This is a genomic window from Streptomyces chiangmaiensis (assembly GCF_036281785.1).
GTDB classification, from domain to species: domain Bacteria; phylum Actinomycetota; class Actinomycetes; order Streptomycetales; family Streptomycetaceae; genus Streptomyces; species Streptomyces chiangmaiensis.
Genome location: NZ_JAYWVC010000075.1, coordinates 1 through 13,163, shown reverse-complemented (window position 1 = coordinate 13,163; position 13,163 = coordinate 1). Strand labels below are relative to the sequence as shown.

The window sequence follows — 13,163 nt, the reverse complement described above, 5'->3', positions numbered from 1 at the left end:
TGGCTATGACGCGAACGCCGAGGTGAACGCCTCTGCGTTCCATGTCCCGCCCAACCGCGGCGCCAGCCACCCGGGTGCCGCGGCACGGAAGTCGGCGGGTGCGTGCGCCCCCGCTCCGGCGGGGAGCGCACCGAGCAGCGGGGACTTGCTCACCACCGGGAGGTCCGCGAGGTTGCACCGCGACGCGAGATCGGCCTCGGCGGGCCAGCTGCCGATGACGACACCCGCCAACTCGAGCCCCCGCTGCCGCAGTTCGCGAGCCGTCAGCTCGGTGGAGTTCAGCGTGCCGAGACCCGCCGCGGCGACCACCAGCACCGGCGCGGCCAGCAGCCGGGCCGCGTCCGCCAGAGTCCCGCCCTCGTCGTCGAACCGCACGAGCAGTCCGCCGGCCCCCTCGACGAGCACGAGGTCGTGCCCGGCGGCGAGTTCGGCGGACGCCTCCGCCACCTCCTGCGGTCCTACGGGCCTCATCCCCGCCCGTCGTGCCGCGGTCGCCGGGGCCAACGGTTCGGGATACCGGGCGAGTTCCCGGGTCGTCACGGCGCCGGAGAGCCGGGCCACCTCGTCGGCGTCCCCGCGCTCGTCGGGCCGTACCCCCGTCTGCGCAGGTTTGAGGACGGCCACCGACCGCCCCGTGGCGACGGCGATCGCCGCCACGGCCGCCGTGGTCACCGTCTTGCCGACCTCCGTGCCGGTTCCCGTGATCACCAGTACCGACATCTCAGCCTTCCCGTGCCGCCGCGCACATCCCGCGCGCGATCCGTGCCACGTCCGCGTCGCCCGTGACATACGGGGGCATCGCATAGACGAGGTCGCGGAACGGGCGCAGCCACACGCCCTCCCGCACCGCCGCCCGTGTGGCCGCCGCCACGTCCACCTCGTGGTCGAGCTGGACGACCCCGATGGCGCCGAGTATCCGCACGTCGCGCACGCCCGGAAGCGCCGCCGCCTCCGCGAGCCCCTCTCTGAGGCCCGTCTCGATCCGCTTGACCTCCGACTGCCAGTCCCGGCCGAGCAGCAACCCGATCGAGGCGCAGGCCACGGCGGCCGCCAGCGGGTTGCCCATGAACGTGGGTCCGTGCGCGAGCACCGGTACCTTCCCGCGGGAGATCCCCTCGGCCACCCGCGGGGTGCAGAGCGTCGCGGCCAGGGTCAGGTAGCCGCCGGTCAGGGCCTTGCCCACGCACATCACGTCCGGGGTCACCCCCGCGTGGTCCGCGGCGAACAGCGCGCCCGTGCGCCCGAACCCGGTGGCGATCTCGTCGAACACCAGCAGGACGTCGTGCGCGTCGCACGCCTCGCGCAGCACCCGCAGATACGCGGGGGAGTGGAACCGCATGCCGCCCGCGCCCTGCACCACGGGCTCGACGATCACCGCGGCCAGTTCGTCCGCGTGGGTTGCGATCGTCGCGCGCAACAGGTCCGCGTACGACTCCTCGTAGCCGGCGGGCGGGGCCTGGGTGAAGAGCTGCCGGGGCAGCACGCCCCGCCACAGCTCGTGCATCCCGCCCTCGGGGTCGCACACGGACATCGGATGCCAGGTGTCGCCGTGGTAGCCGCCGCGCCACGTCAGCAGCCGCTGCTTGGCGGGCCGTCCGAGCGAACGCCAGTACTGCAGACACATCTTGACCGCGACCTCGACTGAGACGGACCCGGAGTCCGCGAGGAACACGTGCTCGAGACCGTCGGGCGACATGTCGACAAGGAGCTTCGCCAGCCGGACGGCGGGCTCATGGGTGAGCCCGCCGAACATCACATGACTCATCCGCGTCAACTGCTCGCGCGCGGCCTCGTTCAGCACCGGGTGGTTGTAGCCGTGGATGGCCGACCACCACGACGACATGCCGTCGACCAGTTCCCCGGAGCCCTCGGCCAGACGCAGGCGCACTCCGCTCGCCGACTCCACGACGAGTGGCTCCTGCCGGCCGGGCATGGGACCGTACGGGTGCCAGACGTGCCGGCGGTCGAGCGCCAGCAACTCGTCCATGGAGAGGTCAGGCATTGGGCGCGAGATCCGTTCCCGCGCCACGGCGGCGAACGGCGACGAGGTCCGTACGGCGTTCGCCGACATGCGGCGCGGAGGAGGCACCACCGGCACCGCCTTCCTCATGGGACCCGCACCCTACGCCCTCGCGGGACCCGCATCCGGCGCTCTCATGGGATCCGCAGCCACCGGACACGCGGTGTTCGGGCAGCGTCAGCCGGTCGGTGCCCTCCACCTCGAACCCGGCGTCCGCGATCATCTCCAGGTCGGCCCGGCCAGCCTGGCCCTCGCTGGTCAGGTAGTCGCCCAGGAAGACGGAGTTGGCCAGATGCAGGGCCAACGGCTGGAGTGTGCGGAGGTGGACCTCGCGGCCACCCGCGATACGCACCTCCACGTCGGGGCACACGAACCGCACCATCGCCAGGATCCGCAGACACCGCTGCGGGGTGAGGTTCCACTCCTTGGCGAGCGGGGTGCCCTCGAACGGGATCAGGAAGTTGACCGGTACCGAGTCGGGGTCCAGCTCCCGCAGCGCTAACACGACGTCGACCAGGTCCTCGTCGCTCTCGCCCATGCCGGCGATCAGCCCGGAGCAGGCCGACAGGCCGGCGGCGTGCGCCTTGTGGACCGTGTCGACGCGGTCGGCGTAGGTGTGGGTGGTGGTGATGTCCCCGTACGCCGCCTCAGAGGTGTTGAGGTTGTGGTTGTAGGCGTCGGCGCCGGCCGCGCGCAGCCGGTCGGCCTGGCCGTCGGAGAGCAGGCCGAGGCAGGCGCACACCTCGACACCCTCGTTCTGCTCCTTGATGGTCTTGATGGTGTCGGAGACCCGGTCCACGTCCCGGTCGGTGGGTCCGCGGCCGCTCGCCACCAGGCACACCCGTTTGGCCCCGCCCGCGACACCGGCCGCCGCGGCCCGGGAGGCCTCGTCCGGCTTGAGCCAGGTGTACTTGAGGATGCCGGCCTTCGAACCGAGCCGCTGGGAACAGTAGGAGCAATCCTCCGGGCACAGGCCGGACTTGAGGTTGACGAGATAGTTGAGTTTCACCCGTCGGCCGAACCAGTGACGGCGCACCCTGCCGGCCGCGGCCACCACATCGAGCACGTCGTCGTCGGAAGTGGCGAGGACGGCCAGAGCCTCCTCGCGGGTCGGCATCTCGCGCCGCAGCCCCTTGTCCACCAGCGTGTTCAGCAGGTCCATGAGAGCCGATCCTGTCCTACGGGAGGGGTCCGGGCCAAGGAGAGTTTGCACAACAGACGCCGTTCGACGTGTGGGTATTGCCACATCCTGGGCGGCCGGTCGTCCCGCTAGTGTCTGTGCACTGCCTACAAAAGACCCGGAGGGCCCATGGCGTTCGGCTGGATCGACGAGCAGGCGCGGGCACGCCGCCGGACCGGGCTCGTGCGCACTCTGCGCCCCCGCGCCGCCGACTCGCCGCTCCTCGACCTCGCGAGCAACGACTATCTGGGCCTGGCCCGCCACCCGGAGATCACCGAGGCCGCGGCAGAGGCGGCCCGGGTGTGGGGCGGCGGCTCGACCGGCTCCCGGCTCGTCACCGGTACCACCGAGCTGCACGGCGATCTGGAGCGCGAGCTGGCGGAGTTCTGCGGCTTCGAGGCGGCCCTCGTCTTCTCCTCCGGGTACGCGGCCAACCTCGCGGCGGTCACCGCGCTCGCGCCGCACGGCTCCCTGATCGTCTCCGATTCGGGCAACCACGCCTCGCTCATCGACGGCTGCCGGCTCGCGCACGGCACCACCCAGGTCGTCGCGCACGCCGACCCCCAGGCGTTCCGCAAGGCGCTCGACACCCGTCGCAGGCCTGCCGTCGCGGTCTCCGACACCGTGTTCTCGGTCGACGGCGATGCGGCTCCCCTCGCCGAACTGGCCGTCGTCTGCCGCGAGTTCGACGCCGGGCTCATCATGGACGACGCCCACGGTCTCGGGGTGCTCGGCACCGGCGGCCGGGGCGCCCTGCACGCGGCGGGCCTCGCGGGGGCACCGGGCGTGGTGGTGACGGTGACACTGTCGAAGTCGCTGGGCAGCCAGGGCGGTGCCGTCCTCGGGCCCGCGCATGTGATCGACCATCTGGTCAACGCGGCACGGACCTTCATCTTCGACACCGGGCTCGCACCGGCAGCGGCGGGTGCGGCACTCGCGGCGCTGCGTCTGCTGCGCCGCGAGCCCGAGCGCGCCGCACGGGCCCGCGCGGTGGCGACGGCACTCCACGCCCGTCTCACGGCCGAGGGCCACGAGGCGGTGCGGCCGGACGCCGCCGTGGTCTCCGTGCGGGCACCCTCCCCCGAACAGGCCGTACGGTGGGCGGCGGACTGCCGTTCGGCGGGGCTCGCCGTCGGGTGTTTCCGCCCACCGTCGGTGCCCGACGGCATCTCACGGCTGCGTCTGACCGCTCGTGCCGACCTCAGCGACGGGCAGGTCGAGCACGCCGTACGTGTGATCGGCGAGACGCGGCCGTGAGTCGGCGAAACGGTCGTGCATCGCGCGTCGTACGGGTGATGCGTACGGAGTCGTACGCGGTCGTCAGGGAGTGGTCGCTACGGAAGTGACTCGGAAATCAGCTGAAAATTGGCTGATATGCGACCGAGTTGCTTCGAAGTGATCAGTTCAGACCGGTCAGAAACTCCTCCCAGGAGTCGGGAGCGAACAGCAGGGCGGGGCCGGTGATGTTCTTCGAGTCGCGCACGGCCACCAGTCCCCGCCAGGGCCCGGGGCCCGGTCGGGCGGTCTCCACGCAGTTGTTCATTCCCGTACTGCGGCTGCTGCGCAGCCACCGCACGCCGTGCAGGGAGGTACTGGCAGGGATGTGCCGAGGCAGTGCTGACATGGTGCCTCCTTATGCTTCGCCGGCCAACGCGGCGATGTAATCCAACGAGTCCTCGGGCGAAAGGGCGTGGATCTGAAGGGCATCGAAGGCCTCGCTGTAGGCCTGGAGGTCTTCTTTCCGCTCGAGGTAGAGGCTACTCGTCAAGTGGTCGAGAACTACCACATCCAGATCGGATGTGTTCGAAAATGAGAAGATAACAAAAGGTCCGGTGACGCCGATGTGCGCCCCGGCGGCGAACGGCAGGACCTGGAGCCGTACCTGAGGCAGATCGGCCGCGTCCAGGAGCCGCTGCAACTGGCGAGCCATCACCTGCGGCCCGCCGACCACCCGGCGCAGCACCGCCTCGTCCAGGACGGCACACAGCTCGAGCGGGGGATCCGCGCGCAGCACGTCCTGGCGCGCCAGCCGCACCTCCACCAGGGCGTTCAGCTTGGCGTCCTCCAGGGCGCCCACAGCGGCCCGGGTGACGGCGCGCGCGTACTCGGGCGTCTGCAGCAGCCCCGGCATCACCGAGGTCTCCAGCGTGCGCATCCCACTCGCCTGTGACTCCAGGCTGATGAAATCGCGGTAGGTCGGCGGCAGTACACCCCGGTACGCGTGCCACCAGTTCTGCCGCCCGCCGCCGTCCTCGGAACCGGCCAGCACGAGCAGCAGTTCGCGCAGTTCGGGGTCCTCGGCGCCGTACGCGTCCAGCAGCAGACGCACGTCCGTCGGTTTGACCCCGCTGGCGCCCGTCTCGATCCGGCTCACCTTCGACTGGTGCCAGCCGACGAGGGCCGCGGCCTCACCACTGGTGAGCCCCGCCCCCGTGCGCAGGGCGCGTAATTCGGTGCCGAGTTTGCGACGGCGCACCGCAGGTCCATACTGCATGGCCGACTCCCTCCGCATGGCGCGTGGTTTTCACGGCGACGGTAGAGGATGCGCCCGGGGCCCGCCCAAATACGGTCGGTCGTCGGAGAGTTCACCGCTTTGGGCGACAGATATATGCATATCTCGAGGGATGGCACCCGACAGCGCCCTGGTGATGGCAGTCTGGCGCGCAGCACCAAGTCCGGGACCGTTACTGAACCAACCGCTCCGTGTCGGACTCCGGTCCCGAGGGAAAGGGACGACGTCGCCATGGCAGACCATCAGGAAGCATCCGTCACTCTGCCGAGCGATCCCGCCTCGGTCGCCGCCGCCCGACAATACGTTTCGAGTGTCCTCGCCGAATGGGGCCTCCCGAGCGATACGGAGGTCGCCCACACCGTACGCCTGATCGTGTCAGAACTCGCCACCAACGTGGTGCAGCACACCTTGGGGCAGTCACCGACGTTCACCGTGGACATCGTGCTGGACAGGGACGAGTCACTGCATGTCGGTGTCACCGACAGCCATCCGCGCTTCCCCAAGCGTCTGCCCGCGGCCGTGCAACAGGACAACGGCCGCGGCATGGTGATCATCCGATGGCTGACCGCGGAGCACGGCGGCAAGCTCACCGTGCGGCCCACGCGGGAGGGCGGCAAGACAGTCGCGATCGAACTGCCGTGGGCCACACCGGTGGAGTCGGTCACGGCCGTCGGCCAGCAGGAGCCTTGACACGACGATGGGCCGAGCCCGGGCCCGCCTGCGCGCCCAGCCGCATCACCCCTCGGACGTGTCGTGCCGCCCGGCCGAAAGCGCCGCGCAGCAGGGCACGGAAGGCGTCGGCCGCGGGCGCCGCCTCGTCGCCACGGTAGGCGACCGAGATCGTTCGGCGCAGAGTGCCCGGTTCCAGGGGGCGCCACCCCAGCGGGGTCGCCGCGGTCCTGGCCACCATCTCCGGCACCACCGCGATCCCCAGCCCCGCACTGACCAGGGCGCACACCACGGCGTATCCCGGCGTCTCCACCACCACCGACGCCGTGGCCCCGGCGGCGGCGAGCGCGGCCTCCACGCCCTGCCTGGCCGGGTGCCGCGGGGCCATGCTTGGGCTGCTGATCCACACCACGCGGCGGTCGCCGGGGGCGCCACGGTGCTGGTGGCCGTGCCCGCGCTCCGCCGTCCCACCGCGGCAGGCGGACGCTGGTGCTCGCCCTGGTCGTCCTCGTGCTCGCACTGGTGTGGTTCCCGGTGGTCGCGCTGCTGGTGGACCGTTCGGCCGGTGGCTGCGCAGCCCGCGCAGCGCACGAGCGCTGCAAGCAGTCATGGGGAGTGCTCTGACCGCTCTCGGCCTGCTGCTCGTTCTGGAGCCGCTGGTGAGCTGACGACGGCCCGCTGGACCAACCGCGGGAGGGCGCGCCACAGACCTGCGCAGACCACGAAGGTCCCCGCCGAGGCCGCGATACCGGCGGTGTGACCGAGGGACACGTCCACCACCAGCAGGACCGACCCCGTGAACGCGAGCGTCAGGACCACCATGCCCACGGCGGCCAGACGGGACGAGATCCGCACGATGGCCGGCTTGACGTTCTGCTGGAACAGCGTGCGGTGCAGCGCGGCGGGTGCCATGAACAGGGCCGCGGCCAGCATGGAGAGCAGGAGCCTACTGACGTAGGCGGCGCGCTGGGCCGTGTCGAGGGAGGGGAAGCGCGGGGTGAAGGCCAGGGTGAGCAGAAAGGCGAAGAGGATCTGCACCCCGGCCTGGATGACACGCAGCTCCTGCAGCAGTTCGGTGAAGTTGCGATCGGCGCGCTCCAGCGGCGTTTCGTTCCGTTCGTCGTGAGGGGGTCGGTCGGCCATGGTGAACGAGTAACCGCTCCGGACCGCCTCACGCGCGGGACGGGGTGACGGCGTGTCGCGTGTGAGGCGGTCCGGAGGTGGTCAGCTGACGCGTCCGTACCACACGCGCTTCGTCCAGATCTTCTGGAGCCTCACGACGTCACCGGTCTTCGGTGAGTGCCAGATCTTCCCCTTCCCGGCATAGATGCCGACGTGGTAGACGTACCGACCCGAGTGGAAGAACACCAGGTCTCCCGCCCTGCGCCGGGAGGCGGGGACGTGGTGCGTTTTGTTGTACTGTGCCGCGGCCGTCCGGGGCAGCCTCTTGCCGGCCTTCTTGAACGCGTAGAGCATGAGCCCCGAGCAGTCGAAGCGGCGCGGCCCGGTGGCGCCGTACTGGTAGGGGGCACCCTTTTTGGCCGCCACGACCTTGAGCGCCTTCGTTGCCAGGGTCGCGGCGGCGGCGTCGGCGCTGAGGCCGGGGACCGCGATGCTGCCGCCGACGGCGGCCAGGGTGAGGGCCGAGGCTGTGCCGGCCCGGGTCAGCAGTGACGGGACACGATTGAGCGCAGTCATGCGCAACCCTTCGTCAGCCGCCTGTGAAGGATGACCTGTCGGATTCGGGCTGGCGAAGTAGCCCGGCCGCTCGCGCGGCTTCACCCCAAGGACCGTCCGGCTCTCGCTCCGGCGGCCCGCCTTGCCGGGTCCTCCACTCCTGCCGATCCACTCCTGTCGACCGGTCATCCGGGCGGCGGCAGGACTCGGCGTCCGCCCGGACCGCCCCGCCGCGGGTGGCGGGGGCTTGTCGTCAGGAAGGGATCCTCACGCACGAGCGTCGGAAAATCACAATGAAATCGGGGGGTTTGCGGCCGTACTCACCACTCACTCGTTCGGCTGGACAGCCCCGCGTTCGGGGGCCGTTGGGGGGACGGGCGAGGCCCGGACCTGCATCGGAGCGCATCATTCCGCATTGAGGCTATGTGCGTTGCTCGATCTTCCCGGACCCTTCGGGGCAGGGGCGTCTACTCCAACCAGGGGTACACCATTTGGTTCGTTTGAACCGCGGGTGGACGGCCGGATCCCCGAAACGCGCCGTGAGTCCGACCGCCCGCCGCAACTGCCGGGCCCAGGTGGGACGGTCACACTGCGTCAATCCCCGCCGGGTGGCACCGCGACGCGGGCGGTGCGGCGTTCGCCGTCGAGGACACGAAGGGCCCGGGCGAGGGTGGGCCCGTGCAACTCGTTCTCCCCTCGCTGGTGCATGAGCGCCAGTGCCTCGCGCAGCGCCGCCGCCTTGCTCACCAGGGCCTGGGCGGCTCGCAGTCCGCGATATGTGTCGCCGGAGTGCACCGGGTTGATGCGGCCGAGCAGATCGGCCACATCGAGGTAACGGTCGATCAACTCGGCCTCGGCACGTGTCAGTGCGGGCAACGGAGGAAGTTCGGGGGGCAGCATCGGCGGGTCACCTCGCGCCGGGCGCGGTGCGGGGCGCCTTGCGGCTCGCGATGATGTCGTCGACCAGTCCGTACTCCACGGCCCCCGGCGCGTCGAAGATCTTGTCCCGCTCGATGTCGAGGGCGACGCGTTCCGGACTCTGGCCGGTATGCCGTACGAGCATCTCCTCCAGTTGATTGCGGGTACGCGTCAACTCTGCGGCCTGGATGGCCAGATCCGTGGCCTGCCCCTGGACGGGCTCCGGCAGGGACGGTTGGTGGATCAGCACCCGTGCGCCCGGCAGTGCGAACCGCTTGCCCGGCGCGCCGCCCGCGAGCAGAACGGCCGCGGCGGATGCCGCCTGACCGAGGCAGACGGTCTCCACGTCACAACTGACGTACTGCATCGTGTCGTAGATGGCGGTCATCGCGCTGAACGAGCCGCCGGGGGAGTTGATGTACAGCGAGATGTCCCGGTCCGGGTCCAGATATTCGAGATGCATGAACTGCGCCATCACGTCGTTGGCCGAGGTGTCGTCGACCGGCGTCCCGAGGAACACGATCCGCTCGTCCAGCAGCTTCGAGTACGGATCGAGGGTCCGCTGCCCGTAGCCGGTGCGCTCGGTGAACTCGGGCAGGACTGAGCGGGCGGTCGGTCGGTTCATGGCACGCGCCTCCTCGGGATGGCTTCTGTAAAAAATGTACAGGACGTACATGGCCTCAGCCCGGGAGCTCGCTGAGAGCGAAAACGGCGGCGCCCGGGGTCCGGGCGAACCCTGGGGCTGGAGCCGGCGAATTTGTCATGTACGGACTCAAGTGGGGGCCGGAAACGGGCCGTAGGAGGAGGACGCCTCCCGTGGGGGCAGAACGGGATCTTCCGCCGGGAGAGGCCGGTCAGGGCCTCCGTCTAAGCTGGACCACATGGCCTACGAGATTTCGGTGACGCAAGCCAGGGCTGAACTCGCCGATCTGATCAACCGTGTGGTGTACGGCGGCGAGCGTGTCGTCGTGACGCGGCACGGCAAGCCTCTCGTCGCCCTGGTGTCCGCCGCCGACCTCGAGCGGCTCGCCGCGCTGGACGCCGACGAGGAGCAGGTGATCAGCTCGGTCTCCAGCGTCCGCGAGGTCTCCTCGGCTCCGCGCGAGCGGAGCCGGTTCGGCATCGCCGCCGAGCACCGGGGGCACGGCGCGTCCTGACCGCGGGGTGGTCAGGGGACCGACCCGGTCGCCGGCGCCCGCGGGCTCGGGGCACTCGCCGCGGCACACTGCGCGGCGTACGCGTGCGTGAGTGGACCGGCGACCGCGACGGTGCGGCTGCTGAGTGCGGTCCCCTTCGAGGCCAGGGCTGTGCCGGCGCGGCCGGCGCCCGAGGCGGACCGGATCGCCGACCAGGCTGTCCGGGCGGCACACCGGGTGCTCGACGAGGGGTCGCTGCGCACCGAGGCGGGTGTCACCGCCGTCGCCGACCCGGTGCGGGCTCAACTGGCCGCATGGACGGCGTGGCCGCGGGGGTTCGGGCCACGGTGCGGATCGTGGCCCGGGGGGAACGGCCGGGTCGGCACGTCCCTTCCGGTGCCGGCGGGAGAAGGGCCACTCGCCGTGCGCCGTACTCGCGCGAGCGGGGACGTGGTGCGCGTCATGCTCGTCGGCGCGATGAGCGGACCGCTCGACGGGGACCACTTCACGGTCGAGGTGGAGGTGGCGGGCGGCGCCCGGCGGCTCGCCGGCCATCTCGCCGTACGTCCGCAGGGGTGGCCGCCGCTCGACCAGGAGGTGGTCTTGAGGGCCCGGCGCCCCGGTGGACGGGACGGGCCCACCGTGCTGACCGGACATCGGGCCCTCAGCCAACTCATCCTGACGCGCCTCGAGTTCAGCCGCATGCCGATTGCGGCGCGGCCGCTCGGGGAGCGTGCCGCGTTGTGCCCGCCGGCCGGACCCGCCGTGCTCGTCACCGCGGTCGCGCCCGACGCGCCGCGCCTGCGCCGCATCCTGGACGAGGCGTTGCGCGACCTGAGTCGAGTGGGCCTCTCCGCTCAACGGAGAGTGACGTACCGGTTATCGGATTGGCAAAGAAAGTCAAGCGCCCCCTGTTCTCAGGGACCTCACAGCCGGAAGGATCCCCGTACCCATAGGCAACCTTGGAGGGGGAGGTCCCACTTGAGGGGAATCAGACCGACGAGACGCGTCACCGCGCTCGGTTCCGCGGGGGCGCTCGTCACGGCGACGCTGATAGCCGGCGCCGTGGTGGCACCGTCGGCCACCGCCGACACGCGCCACGGCCAGGACCGGGAAGCGCGCGGGGCCGCGGTCGCCGCGGAGCGCGCCGCCATGACCGGGATCGACTGGCAGGACTGCCCGGCCGACTGGGGTCTGGCGAAACCCATCCAGTGCGGTTGGGTCACCGTTCCACTCGACTACGCCCACCCGGACGGCAAGCAGATCAAGCTCGCCGTCGACCGTATCGGGAACACGGGCACCAAGGAGGAGCGCCAGGGCGCCCTCGTCTACAACCCGGGCGGCCCCGGCGGCTCGGGGCTGCGCTTCCCCACCCGGGTGACCAGCAAGAACCCGATCTGGGCCAACGTGTCGAAGGCCTACGACTTCGTCGGCTTCGACCCGCGCGGTGTCGGCCACTCGGCGCCCATCTCGTGCGCGGACCCGCAGGAGTTCGTCAAGGCACCCAAGGCGGACCCGGTCCCCGACACCGAGGCGGACAAGCTCGCCCAGCGCAAGCTCGCCCGCGAGTACGCGGAGGGATGCCTCGAGCGCAGCGGCCGCGCGATGCTGCAGCAGATGACCACGCCCAACACCGTGCGCGACCTGGACGTCATCCGTGCCGCGCTGGGGGAGAAGAAGCTCAACTACCTGGGCGTCTCCTACGGGACGTACATAGGCGCCGTCTACGGCACGCTTTTCCCGGGCCACCTTCGCCGCATGGTCGTCGACAGCGTGGTCAACCCGTCGCGCGAGAAGATCTGGTACGAGGCCAACCTCGACCAGGACGTGGCGTTCGAGGGCCGCTGGAAGGACTGGGAGGACTGGGTCGCGGCGAACGACGCCTCCTTCCACCTCGGCACCACGCGTGCCGCGGTGCAGGCGAAGTGGCTCACCCTGCGCGCCACGGCGAAGAAGCAACCGATCGGTGGCGTCGTCGGCCCGGCCGAGCTGATCTCCTTCTTCCAGAGCGCCCCTTACTACGACTCCGCGTGGGTGCCGGTCGCGACCGTCCTCAGCAAGTATGTCGCCGGTGACACCCAGGCCCTCGTGGACGCGGCCGCGCCCGACCTCTCGGACACGGCGGGCAACATCGCCGCGGAGAACGGCAACTCGGTCTACACGGCCGTCGAGTGCACCGACGCCAAGTGGCCCACGAGCTGGCAGAAGTGGGACCGGGACAACACCCGGCTGAACAAGGACTACCCGTTCATGACGTGGGCCAACGCATGGCTGAACCTGCCGTGCGCCACGTGGCCGGTCAAGCAGCAGACCCCGCTGAACGTGAAGACCGGCAAGGGCCTGCCGACCGTGCTGATCGTGCAGTCCACCCGCGACGCCGCGACACCGTTCGAGGGCGCGGTCGAGCTGCACCAGCGTTTCAAGGGCTCTCGCCTGATCATCGAGAAGGGCGCGGGCTCCCACGGTGTGACCGGTCTGGTCAACCCGTGCATCAACAGCCGGGTGGACACCTACCTGCTCACCGGCAAGACGGACCGCTCCGACGTGACGTGCACGCCGCACGCCACTCCGCAGCCTTAGCCGTGAAATGACGCGAGGGGGTGGCCGGACTCCGGCCACCCCCTCGTCGTTCCTCACGGCGCCGTCAGGCGCACCGGGAGGAGTGTCAGTAGGGACCGTTGACGTTGTCGATCGAGCCGTAGCGGTGGTACGCGTAGTTGCACGCGGCGGTGATGTTGGCGACCGGGTCGTAGATGTCCCACGAGGTTCCGGGCACGTGGTACGCGTTGAACGTGGGCTGGATCGTCTGCAGCAGGCCCTTGGAGGGTATGCCGGCGGCGGCGTTGGAGTCCCACAGGTTGATGGCCCTGGGGTTGCCGGAGGACTCACGCATGACGTTGCGGTAGATGCCGTTGTAGGACCCCGGGATGCCGTGCTTCGCCATGACCGCAAGCGACTCCCTGATCCAGCCGTCCAGGTTGTTGGCGTAGGTCTTGGCCGGGGTCGCGGCCTTGGCCGGGGTCGCGGCCTTGGCCGGGGTGGCGGCCTTGG

General features: G+C 70.7%; 14 protein-coding genes and 2 pseudogenes. 5 read left to right on the top strand and 11 right to left on the bottom strand.

Annotation, left to right across the window (positions count from 1 at the left end; genetic code table 11):
• Positions 1-3: 3 nt before the first annotated feature.
• From bioD to bioB, 3 genes are read right to left on the bottom strand one after another with little or no spacing between them, the layout of a single operon-like run.
• Complete coding sequence (bioD, locus tag VXC91_RS21640) at positions 4-720, bottom strand: dethiobiotin synthase (protein WP_329508954.1); 717 nt, start codon at positions 718-720, stop codon at positions 4-6.
• Position 721: 1 nt separating this feature from the next.
• Positions 722-2,002, bottom strand: coding sequence for an adenosylmethionine--8-amino-7-oxononanoate transaminase (locus VXC91_RS21635; protein WP_329508953.1), 1,281 nt, complete (start codon positions 2,000-2,002; stop codon positions 722-724).
• A complete protein-coding gene (gene bioB / locus VXC91_RS21630) occupies positions 1,995-3,182 on the bottom strand; it encodes a biotin synthase BioB (protein ID WP_329508952.1) in 1,188 nt (395 codons plus the stop codon). The genes VXC91_RS21635 and bioB overlap by 8 nt, the downstream gene beginning before the upstream one ends.
• Positions 3,183-3,329: 147 nt before the next feature.
• Here bioB and VXC91_RS21625 point away from each other — a divergent pair, with 147 nt between their 5' ends.
• Positions 3,330-4,457 carry an 8-amino-7-oxononanoate synthase gene (locus VXC91_RS21625; RefSeq protein WP_329508951.1) on the top strand — a complete coding sequence of 376 codons (1,128 nt, stop codon included), beginning with the start codon at positions 3,330-3,332 and terminating at the stop codon, positions 4,455-4,457.
• 142 nt (positions 4,458-4,599) lie between these two features.
• Here the strand turns inward: VXC91_RS21625 and VXC91_RS21620 are convergent, their stop codons facing one another.
• Together VXC91_RS21620 and VXC91_RS21615 are read right to left on the bottom strand one after the other, a co-directional pair.
• The gene (locus VXC91_RS21620) at positions 4,600-4,824 is read right to left on the bottom strand and encodes a DUF397 domain-containing protein (protein WP_329508950.1); all 225 of its coding nucleotides are present in this window, start codon (positions 4,822-4,824) and stop codon (positions 4,600-4,602) included.
• Between the two features lie 9 nt (positions 4,825-4,833).
• Positions 4,834-5,694 carry a helix-turn-helix domain-containing protein gene (locus VXC91_RS21615; protein ID WP_329508949.1) on the bottom strand — a complete coding sequence of 287 codons (861 nt, stop codon included), beginning with the start codon at positions 5,692-5,694 and terminating at the stop codon, positions 4,834-4,836.
• A gap of 249 nt (positions 5,695-5,943) precedes the next feature.
• Between VXC91_RS21615 and VXC91_RS21610 the strand changes: the two genes are divergently transcribed.
• Entirely contained in the window at positions 5,944-6,402 is a 459-nt protein-coding gene (locus VXC91_RS21610; RefSeq protein WP_329508948.1) for an ATP-binding protein, read from the top strand.
• A gap of 64 nt (positions 6,403-6,466) precedes the next feature.
• Here VXC91_RS21610 and VXC91_RS21605 read toward each other — a convergent pair.
• Positions 6,467-6,772 (bottom strand): annotated as a pseudogene (locus VXC91_RS21605) (LysR family transcriptional regulator substrate-binding protein); the annotation flags it as partial.
• An 89-nt stretch (positions 6,773-6,861) separates the two neighbouring features.
• Between VXC91_RS21605 and VXC91_RS21600 the strand changes: the two are divergent.
• Positions 6,862-7,049 (top strand): annotated as a pseudogene (locus VXC91_RS21600) (LysE family transporter); the annotation flags it as partial.
• Here VXC91_RS21600 and VXC91_RS21595 read toward each other — a convergent pair.
• From VXC91_RS21595 to VXC91_RS21580, 4 genes are all read right to left on the bottom strand, one after another.
• Positions 6,988-7,524: a DUF6328 family protein gene (locus VXC91_RS21595; RefSeq protein WP_329508947.1), complete on the bottom strand. Its 537-nt coding sequence runs from the start codon at positions 7,522-7,524 to the stop codon at positions 6,988-6,990. The pseudogene VXC91_RS21600 and the gene VXC91_RS21595 sit on opposite strands and share 62 nt — an antisense overlap.
• A gap of 81 nt (positions 7,525-7,605) precedes the next feature.
• Positions 7,606-8,079: a C40 family peptidase gene (locus tag VXC91_RS21590; RefSeq protein ID WP_329508946.1), complete on the bottom strand. Its 474-nt coding sequence runs from the start codon at positions 8,077-8,079 to the stop codon at positions 7,606-7,608.
• A gap of 573 nt (positions 8,080-8,652) precedes the next feature.
• On the bottom strand, positions 8,653-8,958 hold the full coding sequence (locus tag VXC91_RS21585; RefSeq protein ID WP_329508945.1) for a hypothetical protein: 306 nt from the start codon (positions 8,956-8,958) through the stop codon (positions 8,653-8,655).
• A 7-nt stretch (positions 8,959-8,965) separates the two neighbouring features.
• Complete coding sequence (locus tag VXC91_RS21580; protein ID WP_329508944.1) at positions 8,966-9,601, bottom strand: ATP-dependent Clp protease proteolytic subunit; 636 nt, start codon at positions 9,599-9,601, stop codon at positions 8,966-8,968.
• A gap of 256 nt (positions 9,602-9,857) precedes the next feature.
• Between VXC91_RS21580 and VXC91_RS21575 the strand changes: the two genes are divergently transcribed.
• Together VXC91_RS21575 and VXC91_RS21570 are read left to right on the top strand one after the other, a co-directional pair.
• Positions 9,858-10,133 (top strand): type II toxin-antitoxin system Phd/YefM family antitoxin, encoded by a 276-nt coding sequence (locus tag VXC91_RS21575; RefSeq protein ID WP_329508943.1) that lies wholly within the window; start codon positions 9,858-9,860, stop codon positions 10,131-10,133.
• A gap of 960 nt (positions 10,134-11,093) precedes the next feature.
• Positions 11,094-12,692, top strand: coding sequence for an alpha/beta hydrolase (locus VXC91_RS21570; RefSeq protein ID WP_329508973.1), 1,599 nt, complete (start codon positions 11,094-11,096; stop codon positions 12,690-12,692).
• 85 nt (positions 12,693-12,777) lie between these two features.
• Here the strand turns inward: VXC91_RS21570 and VXC91_RS21565 are convergent.
• Positions 12,778-13,163 (bottom strand): transglycosylase SLT domain-containing protein (locus VXC91_RS21565; protein ID WP_329508942.1); only part of this gene is annotated, 386 nt, incomplete at its 5' end.